This is a genomic window from Permianibacter fluminis (assembly GCF_013179735.1).
Classification (GTDB): Bacteria; Pseudomonadota; Gammaproteobacteria; order Enterobacterales; family Permianibacteraceae; genus Permianibacter; species Permianibacter fluminis.
Window position 1 is genome coordinate 590,760 of the sequence record NZ_JABMEG010000002.1, and the last position, 22,633, is coordinate 613,392.

A 22,633-nucleotide genomic window follows, 5' to 3' on the forward strand; every position below is an offset into this window, starting at 1 on the left:
AGGCCCTGACTCAGACCTGCCGTGACTGTTTTCGCCATTGGCGCAGCAGCGGGCATTACATCGTTTGGAACTACACAACAACATGCGTCTGAAGCAGATAAAACTGGCCGGTTTCAAATCCTTTGTCGATCCGACCACGGTGCCGTTCCCGACCAACTTGACCGCAATCGTCGGCCCGAACGGCTGCGGCAAATCCAACGTCATCGACGCCGTGCGCTGGGTCATGGGGGAAAACTCCGCCAAGAACCTGCGCGGTGAAGAATCCACCGACGTGATTTTCAACGGCTCACAGGCGCGCAAGCCGGTGGGGCAGGCCAGCATCGAACTGGTGTTCGACAATTCTGACGGTTCGCTCGGTGGCGAGTGGGCCAATTACGCCGAAATTGCTATCAAGCGTTTGATTACCCGCGATGGCCAATCGAGTTATTTCCTCAACGGCACCCGTTGCCGTCGCAAAGACATCACCGACATTTTCCTTGGCACCGGCCTCGGTCCGCGCTCTTACGCGATCATCCAGCAGGGCACCATTTCGCGCTTGATTGAATCCAAGCCGCAAGAACTGCGGGTATTCATCGAAGAAGCGGCCGGCATTTCCAAGTACAAGGAACGGCGCAAGGAAACCGAAAGCCGGATTCAGCAAACCCGCGAGAACTTGAACCGTCTCGGCGATATTCGCCAGGAGCTGGATCGTCAGCTCAATACTTTGCAACGGCAGGCGCAAGCGGCCGCCAAGTTCAAGGAATTCCGTGAAGAAGAGCGCAGCCTGAAAGCAAAGCTGGCCGGTCTGCGTTATCACGAGCTGGATGAAAAAGTTAAGCAGCATGAACAGGCCATCGGCCATTTCAGTGTCGAAGTCGAAGCCAAGATGGCCGAAGTCACGGCGCTGGAAGCGGGCATGGAAGATGCGCGCAGCAAGCACATCGATCTGACCGATGCGTTCAACTCGGTGCAGGGCAAGTACCACGGCGTCAATGCCGAGATTGTCCGGCTGGAACAGTCGATCAAATACACCCGCGAACGTCGTCATCAATTGCGCGACGACTTGGTGCGGCTGGAACAAAGCCAGCGCGCGGCCAATGAGCACCTGAGTCTCGACAGCGAAAAAATTGCCCAGCTGACCATGGAGGTGGAAGACAACACCCCCGAGTTGCTGCGGCTGGAAGAAATTTCCAATGGCGGTCAGAGCAATCTGGCCGAGCATGAAACCGCCATTGCCGAGTGGCAGGTGCAGTGGGATGAGTTCAACCTGAAGGCGTCGGAAACTGCCCAGAAGGCGCAGGTCGAGCGGACCCGGGTCAGCCATTACGAAACGGTGCTGGCGCGCATCCAGCAACGCACCCAGCGCATTCAGCAGGAAATCGACGCGCTCAATGCCCAGCCGGGCAGCGAAGAAATCCTGCTGCTGGAAGAAAAGCTCGAAACCGCCGAACTGCATGCGGAAGACGTTCGCGCCGGTCACGTTGCCGGCGTCGAAACCATCAACCGGCTGCGCGAACAACGCCGCGAAATCGGCGCCAGCATCGACAGCCGGCGCAATGAGCTGAACCAGCTGCGCGGTCGCAAAGTCGCGCTGGAAGCGCTGCAAAAAGCGGCTCAAGGCCGCAATGACGAGAAATACCTCGGTTGGCTCAAACAGCACCAACTCGACAGCAAACCGCGCGTTGCCGACGGCTTGCGCGTGCAGTCCGGTTGGGAAGCCGCGGTGGAATCGGTGCTGACCGAACAGCTGCAGGCGCTGGTGGTCGACAATCTGGATCAGCTGCTGGGCGCGCTGCGTGAACGGCCGGAAAGCCGCATTCATCTGGTCGAAGCCCGGGCGGTCAATAGCAACAGCTCGCGGACCACGTTGGCCTCACTGATCACCTCTGGTCAGGTGCCGGCGTCGCTGCATGCAGTGTTCACTGCCAATTCGCTTGACGAAGCCTTGCGCCAACGCGACAGCCTCGCCGCTCACGAAGCGTTCGTCACCCGTGATGGCGTTGTGGTGGGTCGCAATTATCTGAAAGCCGGTCGCGGTGCTGATGGCCAGACCGGTGTGCTCGAACGCGCCCAGCAATTGGAAGTGCTGGCGGCCGAGCTGAATGAAAAAGAAGCGCAACTGGCCGAGCTGGAAGAGCAGAGCGAAACGCTGCGCGAGCAACTGCGTCAGGCCGAAGCCAACTGGAATGAGCTTCAGAAACAGCTGACCGAAGCGGAACGGGCCGTGGTCGAGTGCCGCTCGCAACTGCAGCAGTTGCAATCGCGCAACGAGCAACTGCGCCGGCAACGGGATCAGCTGGTCAATGAGCAAACTGATCTGCAGCGCCAGCGCGAAGAAGAAGAAGCCAAGCTTGGCCAGAGCCGGCTCGATTTGCAGAACGCCGTCGAGCAGATGGGTCTGGATACCGATCGGCGCGAAGAGCTGCAAGCCAGCCGGGAAGAATTGCGGCAATTGGTCGACACCGCCCGGCTGTCGGCACGCGATGCCAAAGATGTCTATCACAAGCTGGCACTGCGCATGGAAGGTCTGCGTGCCGAGCTGACCTCGACCCGTAACAGCGAGCAGCGGGTACGCGAACAGCTGGCGGTGATCACCGAGCGTCGTGAACAGCTGGAAATTCAGCTGGAAGACAGTGTCGAACCGCTGGCTCAGATGGAGTCGGATCTGGAAGCAGCGTTGAACAAACGCATCACCGTTGAAGCCGAGCTGACCGAAGCGCGCGAAGCGCTGTCGGAAGTCGATCAGATTGTCCGCGCCCACGAACGCCGCCGGCATGAAATCGAGCAAAACGCGCAGGGCGTGCGCAGCCGGCTGGAACAGCTGCGAATCGAGCGTGGCGAGCTGACGGCTCGCCGCGATCACCAGCTGGAATTCCTGGCCCAGGAAGAAAAAACACTGGAAGAAGCGCTGGCCTTGCTCAGCGAAGGTGATCAGGAGCACGAACTGGCCGGTCGCTTGAGCGAAATTGCCGAACGCATTCAGCGCCTGGGTGCCATCAACCTGGCGGCGATCGACGAGTTCACGGTGCAATCCGAGCGCAAGACTTACCTCGATGCCCAGCACGACGACTTGAACGCGGCGCTGGAAACGCTGGAAGACGCCATCAAGAAAATCGATGCCGAAACCCGGTCCAAGTTCAAGGACACCTTCGATTTCGTCAACAAGACCTTCCAGGAATTGTTCCCGAAAGTGTTTGGTGGCGGTCATGCCTATCTGGAAATGACCGGCGAAGATCTGCTCGATACCGGCATCACGCTGATGGCGCGGCCGCCGGGCAAACGCAACAGCACCATTCACCTGCTGTCCGGTGGCGAGAAAGCGCTGACCGCGATCGCGTTGGTGTTCTCGATCTTCCAATTGAATCCGGCACCGTTCTGTATGCTGGACGAAGTTGATGCACCGCTGGACGACGCCAACGTTGGTCGGTTCTGCAACCTGGTGCGCGACATGTCCAAGCAGGTGCAGTTCATTTATATTTCGCACAACAAGATTGCCATGGAAATGGGCCATCAGCTGTGCGGCGTGACCATGCAGGAACCCGGTGTGTCACGGATTGTCGCAGTGGATATCGAAGAGGCGGCGGCACTGGCAGAAGCCTGAGCCGTGGACACGTTGCTGGCCTGCGCGTGAGCGCCGGCCAGCCGTCCTGCGGGACGAACCACCGTGTGTATGCACTAACGTGGATACACGCTTTGGCTGACGTCAGAACCTGCTGGGTTGGAGTGAATACATGGATTTCGATTTTCGCCCGCTACTGGCCGTTGTTGGCCTGGGGTTGATCGGATATGTAGCCTGGGATGGCTGGCGCACGCGTGCGCGCAACAACTACAAATTCAAGCTGGAGCGGAACGTCCCGCCGGATCTGCCGGTGCGGCCCGACCGCGACGGTTTCACCCAGGATGGCGTTGGTCGGCCGCGCGTACGCGGTCATCGCGACGTGCGTCCTGCCGATGACTTTTCGGCGGCACCGACCAACGAAAAGCGTGCCCATGATAAACGCCATGTTGATGAGCATCGCGCCGAACCGGTCGAGCCCACCTTTGGTGATGCGGTCAGCGCCGTACGCAGCGATGCGATTGAGCGGGGCGTGACGCCGGATTTGTTTGGCGATACCGCGGCTGTCAGTCCGCCGCGCCCGGCCCGTACTGAACCGCCAGCGCGTCCGAGCCGCAAATCCGAACCGGATGTCATTGCGCTGATGGTGCTGGCATCGGAAGGGCAGATGTTTCGTGGCTCCGATCTGGTGCCGTGCATGCTGGAGCACGATCTGCGATTTGGCGACATGGATATTTTCCATCGCCACGCCGATGCCAGCGGTCAGGGCCCGGTACTGTTCAGCGTGGCCAATGCCTTGAAGCCCGGCACCTTCGAGCCGGATCAGATGGACAGCTTCCTCAGTCCTGGCATCAGCCTGTTCATGCAATTGCCCGGTCCGCAGGATCCCCGCTCGGCGTACAACCTGATGTTGAGCACCGCCGAGCAAATCGCCCAGGCAATGGGCGGCGAAGTGCGCGATGCGTCGCGCAAGGCTTTGAGCACCGAAGTCCGTTTGCGCCATCAGGAACTGTTGGCCGAGCACGAACGCCAACTGTTCGCTGGTGTTTGAAGTGAAACGGAATGAATCTGACAACGGCGTCTGCGGACGCCGTTTGTCTTGTTGATAGCGATCGCTTATTCGCTTAGTCGCGGCTGAGGTAAAACACGGCAATGTCGGTGTTCACATCCGATTCGGTATCTGATTCCATTACGCAGCAAGTCGAGCAGCTGCGCGCCAGCCTGCGTGAGCACAACTACAAATATTATGTGCTTGATCAGCCGTCAGTGCCGGACGCCGAATACGACCGGCTGATGGGGCAATTGCGCGAGCTGGAAGCGCAGCATCCAGAGCTGGTAACGGCAGACTCGCCGACCCAGCGCGTCGGTGGTGAACCGATTGCGGCGTTCAAACAAGTCAGGCATGCGGTGCCGATGTTGTCGCTCGAAAATGCCTTCAGCGACGATGAGCTGCGGGCATTCGTCCGCGGTATTCAGGAGCGACTTGGCACCACAGACGCGCTGGAGTTCAGCTGCGAACCCAAGCTTGATGGCCTCGCCATCAGCCTGATCTACGAGCACGGTTTGCTGGTGCGTGCGGCCACACGCGGCGATGGTGAAACCGGTGAAGATGTCACCCACAGCGTTCGCACCATCAAATCGATTCCGCTGCGGCTGAATCCGTCCGGTATCCCGCCTGCGCTGCTGGAAGTGCGCGGCGAGGTATTTATGCCGAAAGCCGCGTTCGAACGCTTCAATGCCAAAGCGCGCGCCACCGGCGACAAGTTGCTTGCCAACCCGCGCAACGCGGCCGCCGGCGCGCTGCGCTCACTCGATCCGAAAGTCGCTGCGACGCGCGAGCTGGCGTTTTACGCCTATGCTGCCGGTCAGGTGATCGACAGTCCGGACTGGCCGATCACGCCGGAGCAAACGCATACCGGTCGCTTGAACATCCTGAAAGCCATGGGTTTGCCGGTTTCAAAAGAAATGGCCGTACGCCATGGCGACGAGGGCTGTCTGAGTTATTACCGCGAAATTGGCGAGCGTCGTAACCGGTTGCCGTTTGAAATTGACGGCGTGGTCTACAAACTCAACCGCATCGACTGGCAGGAGCAGCTCGGCTTTGTTTCGCGCGCGCCGCGCTGGGCCATTGCCCACAAGTATCCTGCGCAGGAGGAGCTAACTGTGCTGGAGGGCGTGGATTTTCAGGTTGGCCGCACCGGCGCACTGACCCCGGTCGCGCGACTCAAACCGGTGTTTGTAGGCGGCGTCACGGTCAGCAACGCGACCCTGCACAACATTGATGAAATCGAACGGCTGGATTTGCGGGTCGGCGATACGGTCATAGTCCGTCGCGCTGGCGACGTGATTCCACAAGTGGCCAGTGTGGTGCTGGAGCGGCGGCCGGAACATGCGCTGCATATTCAGATGCCGAGCGCTTGTCCGGTCTGCGGTGCCGAAACCGTGCGCGAAGAAGGGCAGGCGGCGGTGCGCTGCTCGGCCGGCATTTCTTGTCCGGCTCAGCGTATCGAAGCCATTCTGCATTTCGCTGGCCGGCGTGCGATGGATGTGGAAGGTCTGGGCGACAAGCTGGTGGAGCAGTTGGTCGAACGTGAACTGATCCATACGCCAGCCGATTTGTATGCGCTGTCACCGCAAACATTGGCCGAACTGGAGCGGATGGGCGACAAGTCCGCCATCAAGCTGCATAACGCCATTGAGAAAAGCAAAAGCACGACGCTGCCGCGTTTTCTGTTTGCCTTGGGCATACGCGATGTCGGCGAAGTAACCGCACAGACACTGGCCAACGAGTTTGGCGATATCGATGCCATCATGGTTGCCGATGTCGAGCGCCTGCAGCAGATTCGCGACGTTGGCCCGGTGGTCGCGCAGCGGGTGCATCAGTTTTTTGCCAATGCCGCCAACCGGGAATCGGTCGCGGCGTTGCGTGCGGCCGGCGTGCACTGGCCGGCGGTCGCAGTAATCGACAAGGCCGTGTTGCCGCTGAATGGCAAAGTGTTTGTGCTGACTGGCACGCTGGTAGCGTTCAGTCGTGATGAGGCGGCGGAAAAATTGCAGGCGCTGGGGGCCAAGGTGACCGACAGCGTGTCGAAAAAAACCTCGGTGGTGGTGGCCGGGCCGGGCGCCGGCAGCAAGCTGGCCAAGGCAACGGAGCTGGGGGTTGAGGTCTGGGACGAACAACAGTTGCTGGCGCTGTTTGGCGAACACGGGCTGTGAGTGCTGACGTCTGCGATCTGACGCCGCTTTGCCGTTATACCGACGTCTTTTCGCGCCGCAACCGTTGTTAACCGTAGCGCAGCTTCAACACCAGCACGGTGCCGGCCAGCAGCAAGGTGACCAGATTGGCAATCGTCATCGGCCAGTTGTTGATTTGCAAACCGTAGATCAACCAGAACAGCACGCCGGTAACAAAGACCAAATACATCGGCAGTGAAATGGCGCGGGTGTCGCGGGATTTCCAGGCTTGCCACACTTGCGGCAAAAATGCGCCGGTGGTGCAGCAGGCGGCGAGGTAACCGAGCAGATCGGCGGGCATGAGGGGGTCTCCTGTTGCGGGCTGCGGGCCGTGTTGTCGCCAGCGTTATATTGGCTTTTTTGCTTTTTTGCTTTTTTGCTTTGTTGTTATGTTGAATGGCTTCGTAGAAGCGTTCCACCATAGTAAATGACTGGCGTTGATTCCGCAGCGCCAGTCGCGCCGTCGAATGAAGTAAACAGGGGTTGCCATGAGAGAACGGATGCTGTTGTTGCGCAAAACCATTGCCGCGTCGGCGGTGTTGCTGCTGGCCGGTTGTGCCGCGGATATGCCGACCGAGAACAGTCCGGTTGCCGGTACGCCGGCGCGCGTGTTGCCGATCATCAGCATTGCGCCGGACCAGCTGGCGGATTACTGGCAGTTGGAGGATGAGCCGGAAGTGCGGGCGCCGGTGACCGGTGGCCGCAATCTGCAGTTTGGCTGCGTGCAGGTGAATTTTGGTATTGATGCCGACGGTCGCCCGTTTGATATCCAGATCCGCAAATCGTATCCGCAGGGGCGCTTTGCCGATCATGCGGTGGCGCTGATCAAGGACTGGCAGTTCGAGGCGGTTGCCGGCAATCCGATGCATCAGCCTGTGCGGACGGGCCGCTTGTTGACATTGCAGGCAATGGACAGCGATGTGCGTCTGGTCGGTGCCGAACATGTGGCGAAATTCTGCCGGTGAAACGGCGTTGATCTTTTCTTGTTGGCTATCGCAGCAACCAAAAAAAACGCCGGCATCGCCGGCGTTTTTTATTTCAACAGTGATCTGGGTTCAGGCGCTTTCAGCCGCGCCATCATTGACCACGGCCAGTTCCACCGGTGGCCAGGCGGTGTGATTGATTTGGGCGTCGAGCCAGAGCAGCAGCAGTTTCCAGTCATCGCGATCGCGAGCATAGACTTCGCCTTTGCCGTCGCAGACACCGAGGCTTTCGCCATACAGGCGAACATAGTTCTGGGTGTCGCGCAGGGCGCCGACAAACGGAATATTCAGGCTCAGCAGGAATTTCTGCAGCCGGTCCCAGGCCTTGGTCTGCTGCTTGACCCGGTTGGCAACGACGGCAATCGGCCGGCGCTTTTTGCGCATGGCCGGGCATAGCAGCAATTCGCCAATGAAACGGGCCGAGGCGCGGATATCGATATCGGAAGGCAGCACCGGAATGACGATCAAGTCGTGATCGAGCACCATGTCATCGAGGGCGGGGCCGGTCAGGCCGGGTGGGGCGTCCGTGATCAACCACTGGGTATTGCGCGGCGCTCGCCACTGGAAGCTGCGGGTCATGCGCGCGCTGTTGCCGACCTTGATGCCGTACACCGACGGCAGGGTATTGGGCCGATGCTCGCACCAATGGTGCGAGGAGCCCTGCGGGTCGGCATCGACCAAAGCGGTGGCGCCGCGCCGGGCCAGCCAGGCCGCGAGGTTGGTGGCCACGGTGGTTTTGCCGGCGCCGCCTTTGCTGTTGATCACGAGCACGCGAGTGGCGGTAAGCACCTGCACCGAAACCAAAGGCTCGCCTGTCACCGGCCGCGATGGCAGCGGTGTTATCGAGGGTAGCCCCGAGTCATTGCTTTCCGTTTCATCCATAGCAGGAATCCCTGTCCAACATCGGCGACAGCAGGCTGTCAGGCCGACCGGCGAAGTGCCGCATACCGGCCAGTATAGCGGCAGGCGTCTGATTGGTGGGAATCGCGCTGGGGCAGGGTGGGCAGGATACGGCCCATTTCGCGGCGGACAAACAGTTCGCTGTCCGGCCGGGTTTCCACCGGACCACGTTGCTGCTCGGCCAGGTTCTGCAGCACTTCCTGCAGGGCATAGAGGGACGCGGGGATATCGAAGTCAGAGAAGGTGATCAAGCGTGCCAGTAATTCGCTACCGGCTTGTGGCGCCAATTGGTTACTGCGTACCGCATGAAGCAGCTGGGCGCCGAACTGGGTCAGCAGGCTGGTCAGCGCTGCCGGTTCCAGCTGGTGCTTGCTTTGCCACTGCGCGGCGGCGGCGGCGCATTCGTCGGGCAGGCTGTCCTTGAACGGACGCGTTTGCAACAACGCCAATAATTCCTGACTCGCGACGCGCATGGTGGCCACTCAACAACCGATAAGGCAGTGGGGCAAGTATGGTCGGTTTTTTCGTTCGTATCCTTGCGCCGGTTGGTGGGTCGAGCGTGCGCCAGTTCACGCTTGTGTCATACTGACCGTAACAGATTGTACAAAGTGGCACCCGAGCCCAGATGAGCAAACATCCTGACGACGAAGCGATAGTCTGGACGCCCAATATGCCAGACCGGCGCTTGAATGATCGCCGAGGTGGTATTGATCGCCGAGCCGTGAACGGTCGTCAGGTGACGGTGCCGGATGTGCGCAGTGCGGATCGGCGCAATGAAGATCGTCGGCGGGTGCGGTTGACGATTACCGGTCGGGCGATGGATGTCGGCGAGGGTGATTGAGGGCGCGGTGCGCCGTCAGCAACGGTTGGCTATCAGTGAAATCACCTCGTCGAGACCGCATTTGCGAAACAGAAAAAGCCAGAGATTCTCAATACTAAAAATTCGCAAAACGCAAAACAGAAAACCCGCAAAACAGAAAACCCGGCATTGGCCGGGTTTTCTGTTTTCAGTGCTCAGCGTCGCTTACGGTCCGCCATCCACCCGCAGCCGACCTTGCAGCAACATCTGGTTGATGATGTCGGTATCGCTCAGGGTGCCGTTGGCGGTCAGATCAACGCCGGTCAGATCGATAATCTGATTGGCGCTATGGCTGTGGTTGCCGTCGGTCCAGACTTCGATACGGGTATTGCCGGCACCGTCGGTGCTGAAGTGCAGATACTGACTCAGCGTGCCTTGGGTTTCGCCTTGCAGCAGCGATGACAGATCCAGCACATCGCCTTGGGCGCTGCTGAAATCGGTAACGGTATCAACCGGTGCAGCGCCTGTGCCCTGATCGCCCAGCTGCCAGACAAACACATCAGCACCGGTGCCGCCGGTCAAGCTATCGCTGCCGGTGCCACCGACCAGCCGATCATCGCCGGCGTCGCCGCGCAAGATGTCGTTGCCAGCCTGGCCATACAAGCTGTCGTTGCCGTTGCCGCCGTTAATCGTATCGACGCCGTCACCGCCGTAGACCAAATCATTGCCATTACCTGCATTGATGGTGTCGTCACCGGTGAAGCTGTTGATCAGATCACTGTTGTTGCCGGGCGCCGTAATGGAGTCGGCGCCAGACGTGCCGAGAATATTGTTGCTGGTGCTGGCGACGGTGACCACAATGTCCTGCGCTACCGAGCTGGTCGTGCCGGTGGCAATGTCGGTGGCCGTTGCCGTGACATGCAGATTGATGTTGCCGGTGAAATTGTCTGCCGGCAGCAAATACAAACCCGCCAATTGCGCCGCGGTGAAACTCCAAACACCACTGCCGAGATTGGTGCCGGCGCTGAACAGGGCATTGGTCGGCACGCCGCTGACTGTTACCTGCATGGATTCCGACCCATCGGTATCACCGAGCGCCGCATACAAGGTAATCGGCACCGCCTGGGCATAGTTGTTGCCACCGGAAACGAAGTTGACATCGGTGATGTTCAGCGTCGAATCCTTGTTGCCGTCGACGCCGTTCAGCACCAGCCAACTGAACTGATAGGTACCGGTCTGAGTCGCGGCAAAATTGTAGGCGCCACTGGTGTTGAGACCGGCGCCAGCCTGTTCCGACGAGCTGATCAAGATACTCTGCCGAGTGCCGTCCGGTGCCGTCACGATCAGGACAACCAGATCGTTGTAGCCGCTGTTGATTTCACTTTGGGTATTTTCCCCGTTGGTGAAATTCCAGCTGAACGAGACGTTGTTGCCGCTGTTCAGGTTGTAGACGTAGTTGGTCAGCTGGCCATCAAACACATCGACAGTGCCCGGATCACTGCCGGCCGGATTGAAACCGTCGAGCGTACCGGCACTGAGGCCGAGCGACGTTTCCAGTTGAGCCTGGGTTTGTGCGCCCGTCGTGCTGATTTGACCGGTGCCCGGGACCAAACTGAAAACACTGGCCGGTACCGTCAGCGTCGGGGTATCGACAACGGAACTGATGTTGACGTTGACGGTGACATCCTTGCTACCGCCGTGACCGTCGGACACCGTCACGATAAAGCTGTCGGTGCCGCTGAAGTTGGTTGCCGGTTGGTAGCTGTAGCTGCCATTGCTATTCAGCGTCACGGTGCCGTGTGCCGCATTGCCGGTCAGGGAATAGCTCAGTGCATCGCCGTCGACATCGGACGCAACGATGGCACTGGCCACGGTCGTATCTTCCGCGGTGTTCAGCGTCTGGTTGTTGGCGGTTGGCGCATCATTCACGGCCGTGACGTTGAGCGAGGCGGTGCTGCTGCTGGTCAAGCTGCCATCGGACACGGTGTAGTTGAACGACACGTTGCCATTGAAATTGGCCGATGGCGTGAACGTCCAGGTGCCGTTGCCGTTGTTGATCAGCGTGCCGCTGCCGGAAGCGAGAGACAACGCGGTGATGCTGAGTGGAGTGCCATCGACATCGCTTGCGCCGCTGAGCAATTCGGCGGCGGTAATCAGCCGTGAACCGTCTTCGGCAACTGCGGTCAGCGTGACCGGGGTGGCGACTGGCGCATCGTTGACCGGGGTGACGTTCACCGTCACGGTCGCGGTGCTGGTGCCACCATTGCCGTCGCTGATCACATAGGTGATGGTATCGCTGCCGTTGTAATTGCTGTTGGGCAGGTAAGTGATGCTGCTGTCCGCATTGATCACCACGATGCCGTTACCGGCTACCGCATGCGTGACGGACAAGGCGCCGCCGTCGATATCGCTGTCGTTGGCCAGCACGTTTACCGTAATGCTGCCGTCTTCGTTGACGCTGGCGCTGTCGTTGCTGGCGACCGGGGCATCGTTCACCGGCGTTACGCTGAGTGACGCGGTGCTGCTGCTGCTGGCGCTGCCATCGGACACCGTGTAGTTGAACGACACGCTGCCATTGAAGTTGGCCGCCGGTGTGAATGTCCAGGTGCCGTTGCCGTTATCCACCAGCGTGCCGCTGCCGGAGGCGAGCGAAAGCGCCGTGATGCTCAGGCTGTCGAAATCGACATCACTGCTGCCGGCCAACAATTCCGCTGCCGTGATCAGTCGTGAGCCATCTTCAGCCATGGCGGCCAATGTGACGGGCGTGGCGATCGGCGCATCGTTCACGGCGGTAACGTTGAGTGAAGCGGTGCTGCTGCTCGCGGCACTGCCATCAGACACGGTATAGCTGAACGACACGCTGCCATTGAAGTTGGCCGCCGGAGTGAACGTCCAGCTGCCGTTGCCGTTATCCACCAGCGTGCCGCTGCCGGAGGCGAGCGACACGGCCGTGATGCTCAGCGCATCGCCATCGACATCACTGGCGCCAGCGAGCAAGTCCGCGGCGCTGATGGTGATGCTGCCGTCTTCGGCAAGATCTGCCAGCGTCACTGGCGTCACGGTAGGAGCGTCATTGCTGCCGTTGATGCTGATGCTGATGACCTGGCTCGTACCGTCGGCGCTGGTAATGGTAATGCTGTCGGTAATCGACTCGCTGTCATCCAGTGCCTGCACCGCCAGCGTGCTGTTGGCCGTCAAGCTGTAGGTCCAGTTGCCGCTGGCATCCAGCACTAAACTGCCGAAGCTGCCGGTGTAGGTTCCGGCGGTGAAGCTTTCCTCATTGCTGCCGTCGATATCGCTGATGCTCAGCGAGCCGGTTGCGGTCAGTTGAGAATCTTCGGTGACGACACCGCTACTGCTGCCACCAATCACGGCGGCATCGTTGCTGCCGGTGACGGTAATTGTGACCGCATGGCTGGTGCCATCAACGCTGTTGACGGTGAACGTCTGAACGCTATTTTCGCCCTGAGCCAAACCTTGCACGGCAGAGCCGGCGTTGTCGAGCGTGAAGCTCCAGTTGCCATCGGTGGCGAGGGTAAACGTGCCGAATGCATTGCTGATGGTTTGCGGGTTGAAGGCTTCTTCGCTGCTGCCATCGGCATCGCTGATGGTCAGGGTGCCGCTGGCGACATGGCTGCCACTGTCTTCAGCAACCGCACCGGTATCAACACCAGCAATTTGGGCGGCATCGGCGCTTGCCGTCACGGTCAGTGACGCTGTGCTGTTGCTGCTGGCACTGCCATCAGACACGGTGTAGTTGAATGACACGCTGCCGTTGAAGTCGGCCGATGGCGTGAACGTCCAGGTTCCGTTGCCGTTATCGATCAGCGTGCCGCTGCCGGAGGCGAGCGAAAGCGCCGTGATGCTCAGCGGGTTGCCATCGACATCGCTAGCGCCGGCCAGCAAATCAGCGGCGCTGATGATGAGGCTGCCATCTTCGGCAACATCACTCAGAGTGACCGGTGTGGCGAGCGGCGCATCGTTGACGGCCGCGACGTTCAGTGACGCGGTGCTGCTGGCGGAATTGGCGCCATCGGACACGGTGTAATCAAGCGATACCGTGCCGTTGAAATTGGCGGCCGGGGTAAACGTCCAGGTGCCGTTGCCGTTATCAATCAGCGTACCGTTGCCGGTAGCGAGGGTCAGCGCGGTGACGCTCAGGCTATCGCCATCAACGTCGCTGGCACCGGCCAGCAGATCGGCCGCGGTAATGATGAGACTGCCATCTTCGTTGATGTCACTCAGGGTAACCGAGCTGGCGACGGGCGCATCACTCTGCGCCGAAACGGTGAGCGAAGCGGTGCTGCTGCTGGTTGCCGTGCCATCGGACACGGAATAGCTGAAGGCGACGTCACCGTTGAAGTCAGCGGCCGGCGTAAACGTCCAGCTGCCGTTGCCGTTATCGATCAGCGTGCCGCTGCCCGTGGCCAGCGTCAGCGACGTGATGCTCAACGCGTCGCCATCGACATCACTGGCGCCGGCAAGCAATTCAGTGGCACTGATGATGAGGCTGCCATCTTCGGCAATGCTGGCCAGCGTTACCGGACTGATATCCGGTGCATCGTTGGTGCCATTGATCGTGATGGTGATGACGTGCGTCGTGCCATCGACACTGCTGACGGTGACACTGTCGGTAATCGACTCGCTGTCATCGAGTGCCTGCACGGCCAGCGTGCTGTTGGCGGTCAGCGTGTAAGTCCAGTTGCCGTTGGCATCGAGCGTCAGGCTACCAAAGCTGCCATTGCTGGTGCCGGCAATGAATGCACTCTGTGCGTTGTCGGCATCGTTGATCAACAGCATGCCGGTCGCGGTCAATTGTGCGTCTTCGGTCACCACAACACTGCCGCCACCGGTGATGACGGCGGCATCATTGCTGCCGGAAATTGTCACGGTAACGACATGGCTGGTGCCATCGATGCTGGTAACAGTGAAGGTTTGCAGGCTGTTCTCGCCCGCGGCGAGGCCCTGAACCGCCGGGCTGCTGTTGTCGAGCGCGAAGCTCCAGTGACCATTGCTGTCGAGCGTGAACGTACCGAACGCATTGCTGATGGTTTGCGGGTTGAAGGCTTCCTCGGTGCTGCCATCGGCATCGCTGATGGTCAGCGTACCGCTGGCGGTGGCCAGGCCGACATCTTCAGCCAGCGCACCGGAATCGGTGCCGCCGATGAGGGCCGGTTCGGTGACCGGATTGACCGTGACATTGACGGTGATGGTATCGGTACCGCCACGACCATCGCTGACGGTCACGATGAAGCTGTCATTACCAAAGTAATTGCTGCTCGGCGTGTAGGTGTAGCTGCCATCGGCATTGACCACGACGCTGCCGTGGCCCGGACCGGTAGCAAGCGTGAACGTCAGCGGATTGTTTTCCGGATCGGTGGCGCCGAGGTTGCCTGAAACGGACGTGTCTTCATCGGTGCTGACGGTTTGATCGACACCGACCGGCGCGTCATTGACGCCGGTGATATTGACGGTGATGGTGCCCGTCGTGGTGCGGGCGCCACCCGCGCCTTGCGCGCCGGCATTGCCATCGCTGAAGACAAAACCGATGCCGACCGAAGCCGGCGGATTGTCACTGCTGTTGCTGTAAGCCAGCCGTTGCAGCACGCCGTTCACCTGGGCATTGGTGACGCCATTGTTGAAGGTAATCACCAGCTGACCATTGGCATAAGCCGTCGTGTCGTAGCTGCCGATGGTGACACCGGCCAACACGACATTGCCGCTGCTTAGCGTCAGTGTCCCGGTACCGCTGAACACGTCGCTGGCATTGGCGCCGCCGTTACGGCTCAGCGTCAGTGTGCTGCCGCCGTAGTTGTTGTTGATTGCCAGTTCGCGGTCGGAAATGGTGGCATTGTTATCGAGCACAACGGCCGCGCCACCTTCGACGTGGGTGCGCGTGCCTGACAAACCGGCGAAGGCCGGTACGTCATTGGTCGATACCACATTGACGGTGACCGTGCGTGTTGTGCTGTCGCTGCCGCCGTTGGCGGTGCCGTCACCATCATTGATCGTGAAGGTGATGATGCGAGCGGTCGTATCCGGCAGTTGCGATGAGTTGCCGTAGTTGATCCGCTGCACCAGTGCATCGACCGCTGCTGCCGTCGCGGCACTGTTGAACGAGACCACCAATGGTGCACCGGCAGTGCCGCCGATAAACGTGCCGATGATGACGGCACCGCTACCGAAGTTGTACAGCACGTTGCTGCCGGAGACACTGATTTGGCCGACGCCGGTGCCCTGGTTGCTGATGCCGAGCAGATCCTGGTTCGCAACCGCATTGGTGATGTTGACGGTCAGCGAGCCGCCAGCAAAATTCGGTGAATCACCGTCAGTGATCACGACATTGCTGTCGATGATGGTTCGGGTGATGGTTGCCGCGCTGGACTCGGTATAGGTCACGCTGGTGGCAAGGCCGGTGAAGCCGGGCGCATCATTGACCGATGTTACGGTCAGCGCTGCGGTACTGCTGGCGCTTGCCGAGCCATCACTGACGGTGTAGTTGAAGCTGACATTGCCGTTGAAATTGGCGGCCGGTGTAAACGTCCAGGTTCCGTTGCCGTTATTGACCAGCGTGCCGCCGACAACGCCGCCTGCCAGCGTCAGCGATGTGATCGTCAGCGGATCGCCGTCGACATCGTTTGCGCCTGCCAACAAATTGGCTGCGGTGATGGTGAACGCACCGCTGTCTTCCAATACCGCACCCAGATTCACCGCTGTTGCGGTCGGAGCATCATTGACCGGCGTGACCGCGACATTGACCGTGATGACGTCGCTGCCACCGTGGCCGTCATTGACGGTCACGGTAAAGCTATCGCTGCCGTTGAAATTGGCATTCGGGGTAAATGCATACGTTCCGTCAGCATTGACGGTAACGCTGCCATGCGCCGGGCCGGTGGCCAAGGCAAAGCTCAGTGCGTCATTTTCAACATCGGTGGCCAGCAAGGTGCCTGTGACCACCGTGTCTTCGTTGGTGGTAATGCTGGTATCAACGCCAACCGGGGCATCGTTGACCGGATTGACGGTGACATTGACGGTGAATGTGTCGGTACCACCATGACCATCACTGACCGTAACGGTGAAGCTGTCATTGCCATTGAAGTTGGCGTTTGGCGTGAACGCATAGGTGCCATCGGCATTGACCACGACGGTGCCGTGCGCAGCGCCTGTGGCCAGCGCGTAGCTCAGCGTGTCGTTGTCGACATCCGATGCCGCCAGGCTGCCGGTCAAGGTGCTGTCTTCATCCGTGCTGACATTGACATCCGCGGCGACCGGGGCGTCGTTAATTGCTGCGACATTGACGGTGACCGTCACGTCCTTCGTGCCGCCGTTGCCGTCGCTGACCGTCACGACAAAGCTGTCGTTGCCGTTGAAATCCGTATTCGGCTGGTAGCTGTAGCTGCCGTCGGCATTGAGGGTCACGGTGCCATTGGCGGCCGCAGTGCTCAGCGAATAGGTCAGCGCATCGCCTTCGGCATCGGACGCGACGATGGCGCCGGTAACCGTGGTGTCTTCATCGGTCGAAATTGTTTGATCGGCCGCTACAGGCACATCGTTGACGGCGCCGACGTTGACGGTGACCGTCACGTCCTTGCTGCCGCCGTTACCATCAGAAACCGTCACGACAAAGCTGTCGTTGCCGTTGAAATCCGTATTCGGCTGGTAGCTGTAGCTGCCATCGGCATTGAGGGTCACGGTGCCGTTTGCGGCCGCAGTGCCCAGTGAGTAAGTCAGCGTATCGCCATCAACGTCCGTCGCGACGATGGCGCCGGTAACCGTGGTGTCTTCATCGGTGGCAATAGTTTGATCAGCGGCGACCGGGGCGTCGTTGACGGCACCGACATTGACGGTAACCGTTACATCCTTGCTGCCACCATTGCCGTCGTTGACGGTCACGACAAAACTGTCGCTACCGTTGAAGTCAGCATTCGGCTGATAGCTGTAGCTGCCGTCGGCATTCAAGGTAACGCTGCCATTGGTGGCAGCCGTGCTCAGCGAATAGGTCAGCGCATCACCGTCGGCGTCGGTCGCAACAATGGCGCCGGTGACGGTGGTGTCTTCATCGGTCGAAATCGTTTGGTCGGCCGCGACAGGGGCATCGTTGACGGCGCCGACGTTGACGGTGACCGTCACGTCCTTCGTGCCGCCGTTACCATCAGACACTGTCACGACAAAACTGTCACTGCCATTGAAATCAGCGTTTGGCTGGTAGCTGTAGCTGCCATCCACATTCAGGGTAACGGTGCCGTTGGCGGCCGCAGTGCTCAGCGAATAGGTCAGCGCATCACCATCGGCATCGGTCGCGACGATGGCGCCGATAACGGTGGTGTCTTCATCGGTGCTGATGGTTTGATCGGCGGCAGTAGGAGCGTCGTTGACGGCGCCGACGTTTACGGTGACGGTAACGTCTTTCGTGCCACCGTTGCCATCAGAAACGGTGACGACAAAACTGTCGCTGCCATTGAAGTCAGCATTTGGCTGATAGCTGTAGCTGCCGTCCGCGTTGAGGGTAACGGTGCCGTTGGCGGCAGCGGTGCCCAGTGAGTAAGTCAGCGCATCACCATCGGCATCGGTCGCGATGATGGCGCCGGTGACAGCGGTGTCTTCGTCGGTCGAGATCGTTTGATCGGCGGCAATTGGCGCGTCGTTTTCAGCCGTCACGGTGAGCGATGCGGTGCCATTGACCGAAGCCGTACCATCAGACACGGTGTAACTGAACGACACGCTGCCATTGAAGTTGGCGGCCGGAGTGAACGTCCAGGTGCCGTTGCCGTTATCCACCAGCGTGCCGCTGCCGGAGGCGAGCGACACGGCCGTGATGCTCAGCGCATCGCCATCGACATCACTGGCGCCGGCGAGCAGATCGGCGGCGCTGATGGTGAGGCTGCCGTCTTCGGCAAGATCTGCCAGCGTCACTGGCGTCACGGTGGGAGCGTCATTGCTGCCGTTGATGCTGATGCTGATGACCTGGCTGGTACCATCGGCGCTGGTAACGGTAATGCTGTCGGTAATCGACTCGCTGTCATCCAGTGCCTGCACGGCCAGCGTGCTGTTGGCCGTCAAGCTGTAGGTCCAGTTGCCGCTGGCATCCAGCACTAAACTGCCGAAGCTGCCGGTGTAGGTTCCGGCGGTGAAGCTTTCTTCATTGCTGCCGTCGATATCGCTGATGCTCAGCGAGCCGGTTGCGGTCAGCTGGGAATCTTCGGTGACGACACCGCTGCTGCTGCCACCAATCACCGCGGCATCGTTACTGCCGGTGACGGTAATTGTGACCGCATGGCTGGTGCCATCAACGCTGGTGACGGTGAACGTCTGAACGCTATTCTCGCCCTGTGCCAAACCTTGCACGGCGGCGCCGCTGTTATCGAGCGTGAAGCTCCAGTTGCCATCGGCAGCGAGGGTAAACGTGCCGAATGCATTGCTGATAGTTTGCGGGTTGAAGGCTTCTTCGCTGCTGCCATCGGCATCGCTGATGGTCAGGGTGCCGCTGGCGACACTCACGCTGTCATCTTCAACCAAGGTACCGCTGTCGATGCCGCCGATCTGGGCCGCATCAGCGACCGGATTGACAGTGACATTGACTGTCAGCGTATCCGTACCGCCATGACCATCTGAAACGGTTACGGTAAAACTGTCGCTGCCATTGAAATCGGCGTTCGGAGTAAAGCTGTAACTGCCATCGGCGTTGACGACTACCGTGCCGTGGTTAGCGCTCGTGGCGAGACTGTAGCTGAGCGTGTCGTTGTCGGCATCACTGCCAGTCAGGGTGCCTGTCAGTACCGTGTCTTCATCGGTGCTGACGCTGAGATCATTGCCAACAGGCGCATCATTAATGGCTGCGACGTTCACGGTAACCGTCACATCTTTGCTGCCGCCGTTATCGTCGCTGACAGTCACAACAAAACTGTCGCTGCCATTGAAATCAGCATTGGGCTGGTAGCTGTAGCTGCCGTCCGCGTTGAGCGTGACGGTGCCGTTGGCGGCAGCGGTGCTCAGCGAGTAAGTCAGCGTATCGCCATCAACGTCCGTCGCGACGATAGCGCCGGTAACCGTCGTGTCTTCATCGGTTGAGATCGTTTGATCTGCGGCGACCGGCACATCGTTGACGGCGGTGACGTTCACGGTAACCGTCACATCTTTGCTGCCGCCATTACCGTCGCTGACGGTCACAACAAAACTGTCGCTACCGTTGAAGTTTGCATTCGGCTGATAGCTGTAGCTGCCATCAGCATTCAGGGTAACGGTGCCGTTGGCGGCCGCGGTGTTCAGCGAATAGGTCAGCGCATCACCGTCGGCATCGGTCGCGATGATGGCGCCGGTGACGGTGGTGTCTTCATCGGTAGCGATAGTTTGGTCGGCCGCAACCGGGGCATCGTTGACGGAACCGACGTTGACGGTGACGGTAACGTCTTTCGTTCCGCCATGACCGTCAGATACCGTCACGATAAAGCTGTCGCTGCCGTTGAAGTCAGCATTTGGCTGGTAGCTGTAGCTGCCATCAGCATTGAGGGTAACGGTGCCGTTGGCGGCAGCGGTACTCAGCGAATAGGTCAGTGCATCACCGTCGGCATCGGTCGCGATGATGGCGCCGGTGACGGTGGTGTCTTCATCAGTGCTGATCGTTTGATCGGCGGCGATCGGGGAATCGTTGACGGAACCGACGTTGACGGTGACGGTAACGTCTTTCGTTCCGCCATGACCGTCAGATACCGTCACGACAAAACTGTCGCTGCCGTTGAAGTTTGCGTTCGGCTGATAGCTGTAGCTGCCGTCGGCATTGAGGGTGACGGTGCCGTTGGCGGCAGCGGAGCTCAATGTATAGGTCAGTGCATCACCTTCGGCATCGGTCGCAACAATGGCGCCGGTAACGGTGGTGTCTTCATCGGTCAAAATCGTTTGATCGGCCGCGACTGGTACATCGTTGACGGCACCGACGTTGACGGTCACGGTAACGTCTTTCGTTCCGCCGTTACCGTCAGAAACAGTGACGACAAAGCTGTCACTGCCATTGAAATCAGCATTTGGCTGGTAGCTGTAGCTGCCATCAGCATTGAGGGTCACGGTGCCATTGGCGGCAGCGGTGCTCAGCGAATAGGTCAGTGCATCACCATCGACATCGGTCGCGATGATGGCGCCGGTGACGGTGGTGTCTTCATTGGTCGAAATCGTTTGATCGGCCGCGATCGGCACATCATTGACGGCGGTGACATTGACGGTGACCGTCACGTCCTTGCTGCCGCCATTGCCGTCGCTGACGGTCACGACAAAACTGTCGCTGCCATTGAAGTCGGCATTGGGCTGGTAGCTGTAGCTGCCGTCCGCGTTGAGCGTGACGGTGCCGTTGGCGGCAGAAGTGCTCAGCGAATATGTCAGCGCATCACCGTCGGCGTCGGTCGCGACAATGGTGCCGGTGACGGTGGTGTCTTCATCGGTAGCGATAGTTTGGTCGGCCGCAACCGGGGCATCGTTGACGGAACCGACGTTGACGGTGACGGTAACGTCTTTCGTTCCGCCATGACCGTCAGATACCGTCACGATAAAGCTGTCGCTGCCGTTGAAGTCAGCATTTGGCTGGTAGCTGTAGCTGCCATCAGCATTGAGGGTAACGGTGCCGTTGGCGGCAGCGGTACTCAGCGAATAGGTCAGTGCATCACCGTCGGCATCGGTCGCGATGATGGCGCCGGTGACGGTGGTGTCTTCATCAGTGCTGATCGTTTGATCGGCGGCGATCGGGGAATCGTTGACGGAACCGACGTTGACGGTGACGGTAACGTCTTTCGTTCCGCCATGACCGTCAGATACCGTCACGACAAAACTGTCGCTGCCGTTGAAGTTTGCGTTCGGCTGATAGCTGTAGCTGCCGTCGGCATTGAGGGTGACGGTGCCGTTGGCGGCAGCGGAGCTCAATGTATAGGTCAGTGCATCACCTTCGGCATCGGTCGCAACAATGGCGCCGGTAACGGTGGTGTCTTCATCAGTGCTGATCGTTTGATCGGCGGCGACCGGGGCATCGTTGACGGCACCAACATTGACGGTAACCGTTACGTCTTTGGTGCCGCCATGGCCGTCGGAAACGGTGACAACAAAGCTATCACTACCATTGAAGTTGGCATTGGGTTGGTAGCTGTAGCTGCCATCGGCATTCAGCGTGACGGTACCGTGGGCGGCTGCAGTGCTCAGTGTGTAGGTGAGAGTGTCACCATCTACATCGGTCGCGGCAATCGCGCCGGCAACAGCAGTGTCTTCTGGGGTCGGAACCGTCTGATCCGCTGCGACTGGAATATCGTTGATCGAATTGACGGTGACGTTGATCGTGATTGCTGTCTCACCGCCGCGGCCATCACTGACGTTGACCACAAAGCTGTCACTACCGTGGTAGTTGGCATTCGGAACATAGGTGTAGATGCCGTTGATACTGACCACGACCACGCCATGCGCTGGCGGTGTTGCCAACACATACTCGACCTGATCTCCATTCGGGTCGGCCGCAATAATCTGGCCAGAGAACGGAGTATCTTCGTCGGTGCTGATGTCTTGTTGCGGTACTACAGGCGCCTGGTTTTCATCGTCAGCACCAGCCGCAAACGGAATTTCACGGTCAGGCGCCGCATTGATGGTGTTATCCAGTTCTGCTGGCGGCAATTGTTCCGAGATTCGCAGCAGGCGGACAAAATCATGACCACCGCCGCTGGAGCCACCGGCCGCGGTCGCTTCGAGCAGCAAGGTCGGGTCGGCGCCGGCCTGGATTTTTTGCAGAATGGTGTCGAGTTCCGAGCCGCTGGCCAGTTTGGCTTCATCTCCGCTCGCCGGTTCCTGATGATTGGCCGGTGAGCGCATGTCGGTGCTGACCAGTACCTGCTCGCCGGGTGGAATGGTGAACGGCGATTCGTTGCCCATCGCCAGCTCGATGTAGCCGTCTTTGCCGGTCGAGATGAACTCGTTGGCATACACCGGTTCGCCCAGTTTCAGTTGGCGACTGCTGCCATCGCTGCGCTTGGCAAACACTTCACCACGCAGAATTTTGACGTATGCGACGATCTCGGCCATGACTACTCCAGTAACCGCTTGGCGGTGAACAACCCGAGCCTGGCTTGGCCATGTCTCGGTTTGCGAAAAAAAGACCCGCTGTCGACTGACAGCCTATTGGGGGTATTGCTCGCGAGGGTAAGGCAGTCAAGAGGGTGA

General features: G+C 59.7%; 9 protein-coding genes. 5 read left to right on the forward strand and 4 right to left on the reverse strand.

Going from position 1 to position 22,633, the window contains the following annotated elements; all coding sequences use genetic code 11:
* The first annotated feature begins 82 nt into the window (after window positions 1-82).
* The 3 genes from smc (at window position 83) to ligA (ending at window position 6,751) form a co-directional block, all read left to right on the forward strand.
* A complete protein-coding gene (gene smc, locus HPT27_RS17830) occupies window positions 83-3,580 on the forward strand; it encodes a chromosome segregation protein SMC (RefSeq protein WP_172246274.1) in 3,498 nt (1,165 codons plus the stop codon).
* Between the two features lie 130 nt (window positions 3,581-3,710).
* Window positions 3,711-4,586, forward strand: a complete 876-nt coding sequence (zipA, locus tag HPT27_RS17835; protein ID WP_172246276.1) for a cell division protein ZipA — start codon at window positions 3,711-3,713, stop codon at window positions 4,584-4,586.
* A 101-nt stretch (window positions 4,587-4,687) separates the two neighbouring features.
* Window positions 4,688-6,751: an NAD-dependent DNA ligase LigA gene (gene ligA / locus HPT27_RS17840; RefSeq protein WP_172246278.1), complete on the forward strand. Its 2,064-nt coding sequence runs from the start codon at window positions 4,688-4,690 to the stop codon at window positions 6,749-6,751.
* Window positions 6,752-6,818: 67 nt separating this feature from the next.
* On the opposite strand, the gene HPT27_RS17845 is transcribed toward ligA, so the two are convergent.
* Window positions 6,819-7,070 (reverse strand): SemiSWEET transporter, encoded by a 252-nt coding sequence (locus HPT27_RS17845; RefSeq protein WP_172246280.1) that lies wholly within the window; start codon window positions 7,068-7,070, stop codon window positions 6,819-6,821.
* 187 nt (window positions 7,071-7,257) lie between these two features.
* On the opposite strand from HPT27_RS17845, the gene HPT27_RS17850 reads away from it, so the two are divergent.
* Window positions 7,258-7,734, forward strand: coding sequence for a TonB family protein (locus HPT27_RS17850; RefSeq protein WP_172246282.1), 477 nt, complete (start codon window positions 7,258-7,260; stop codon window positions 7,732-7,734).
* Between the two features lie 90 nt (window positions 7,735-7,824).
* Here HPT27_RS17850 and HPT27_RS17855 read toward each other — a convergent pair whose 3' ends face one another.
* Window positions 7,825-8,634: a ParA family protein gene (locus tag HPT27_RS17855; protein ID WP_172246284.1), complete on the reverse strand. Its 810-nt coding sequence runs from the start codon at window positions 8,632-8,634 to the stop codon at window positions 7,825-7,827.
* 38 nt (window positions 8,635-8,672) lie between these two features.
* Window positions 8,673-9,125, reverse strand: coding sequence for a hypothetical protein (locus tag HPT27_RS17860; RefSeq protein WP_172246286.1), 453 nt, complete (start codon window positions 9,123-9,125; stop codon window positions 8,673-8,675).
* A 152-nt stretch (window positions 9,126-9,277) separates the two neighbouring features.
* Between HPT27_RS17860 and HPT27_RS17865 the strand changes: the two genes are divergently transcribed.
* Window positions 9,278-9,493: a hypothetical protein gene (locus tag HPT27_RS17865; RefSeq protein WP_172246288.1), complete on the forward strand. Its 216-nt coding sequence runs from the start codon at window positions 9,278-9,280 to the stop codon at window positions 9,491-9,493.
* A gap of 183 nt (window positions 9,494-9,676) precedes the next feature.
* Here HPT27_RS17865 and HPT27_RS17870 read toward each other — a convergent pair whose 3' ends face one another.
* Window positions 9,677-22,495, reverse strand: a complete 12,819-nt coding sequence (locus tag HPT27_RS17870) for a tandem-95 repeat protein (RefSeq protein ID WP_172246290.1) — start codon at window positions 22,493-22,495, stop codon at window positions 9,677-9,679.
* Between the last annotated feature and the right edge of the window lie 138 nt (window positions 22,496-22,633).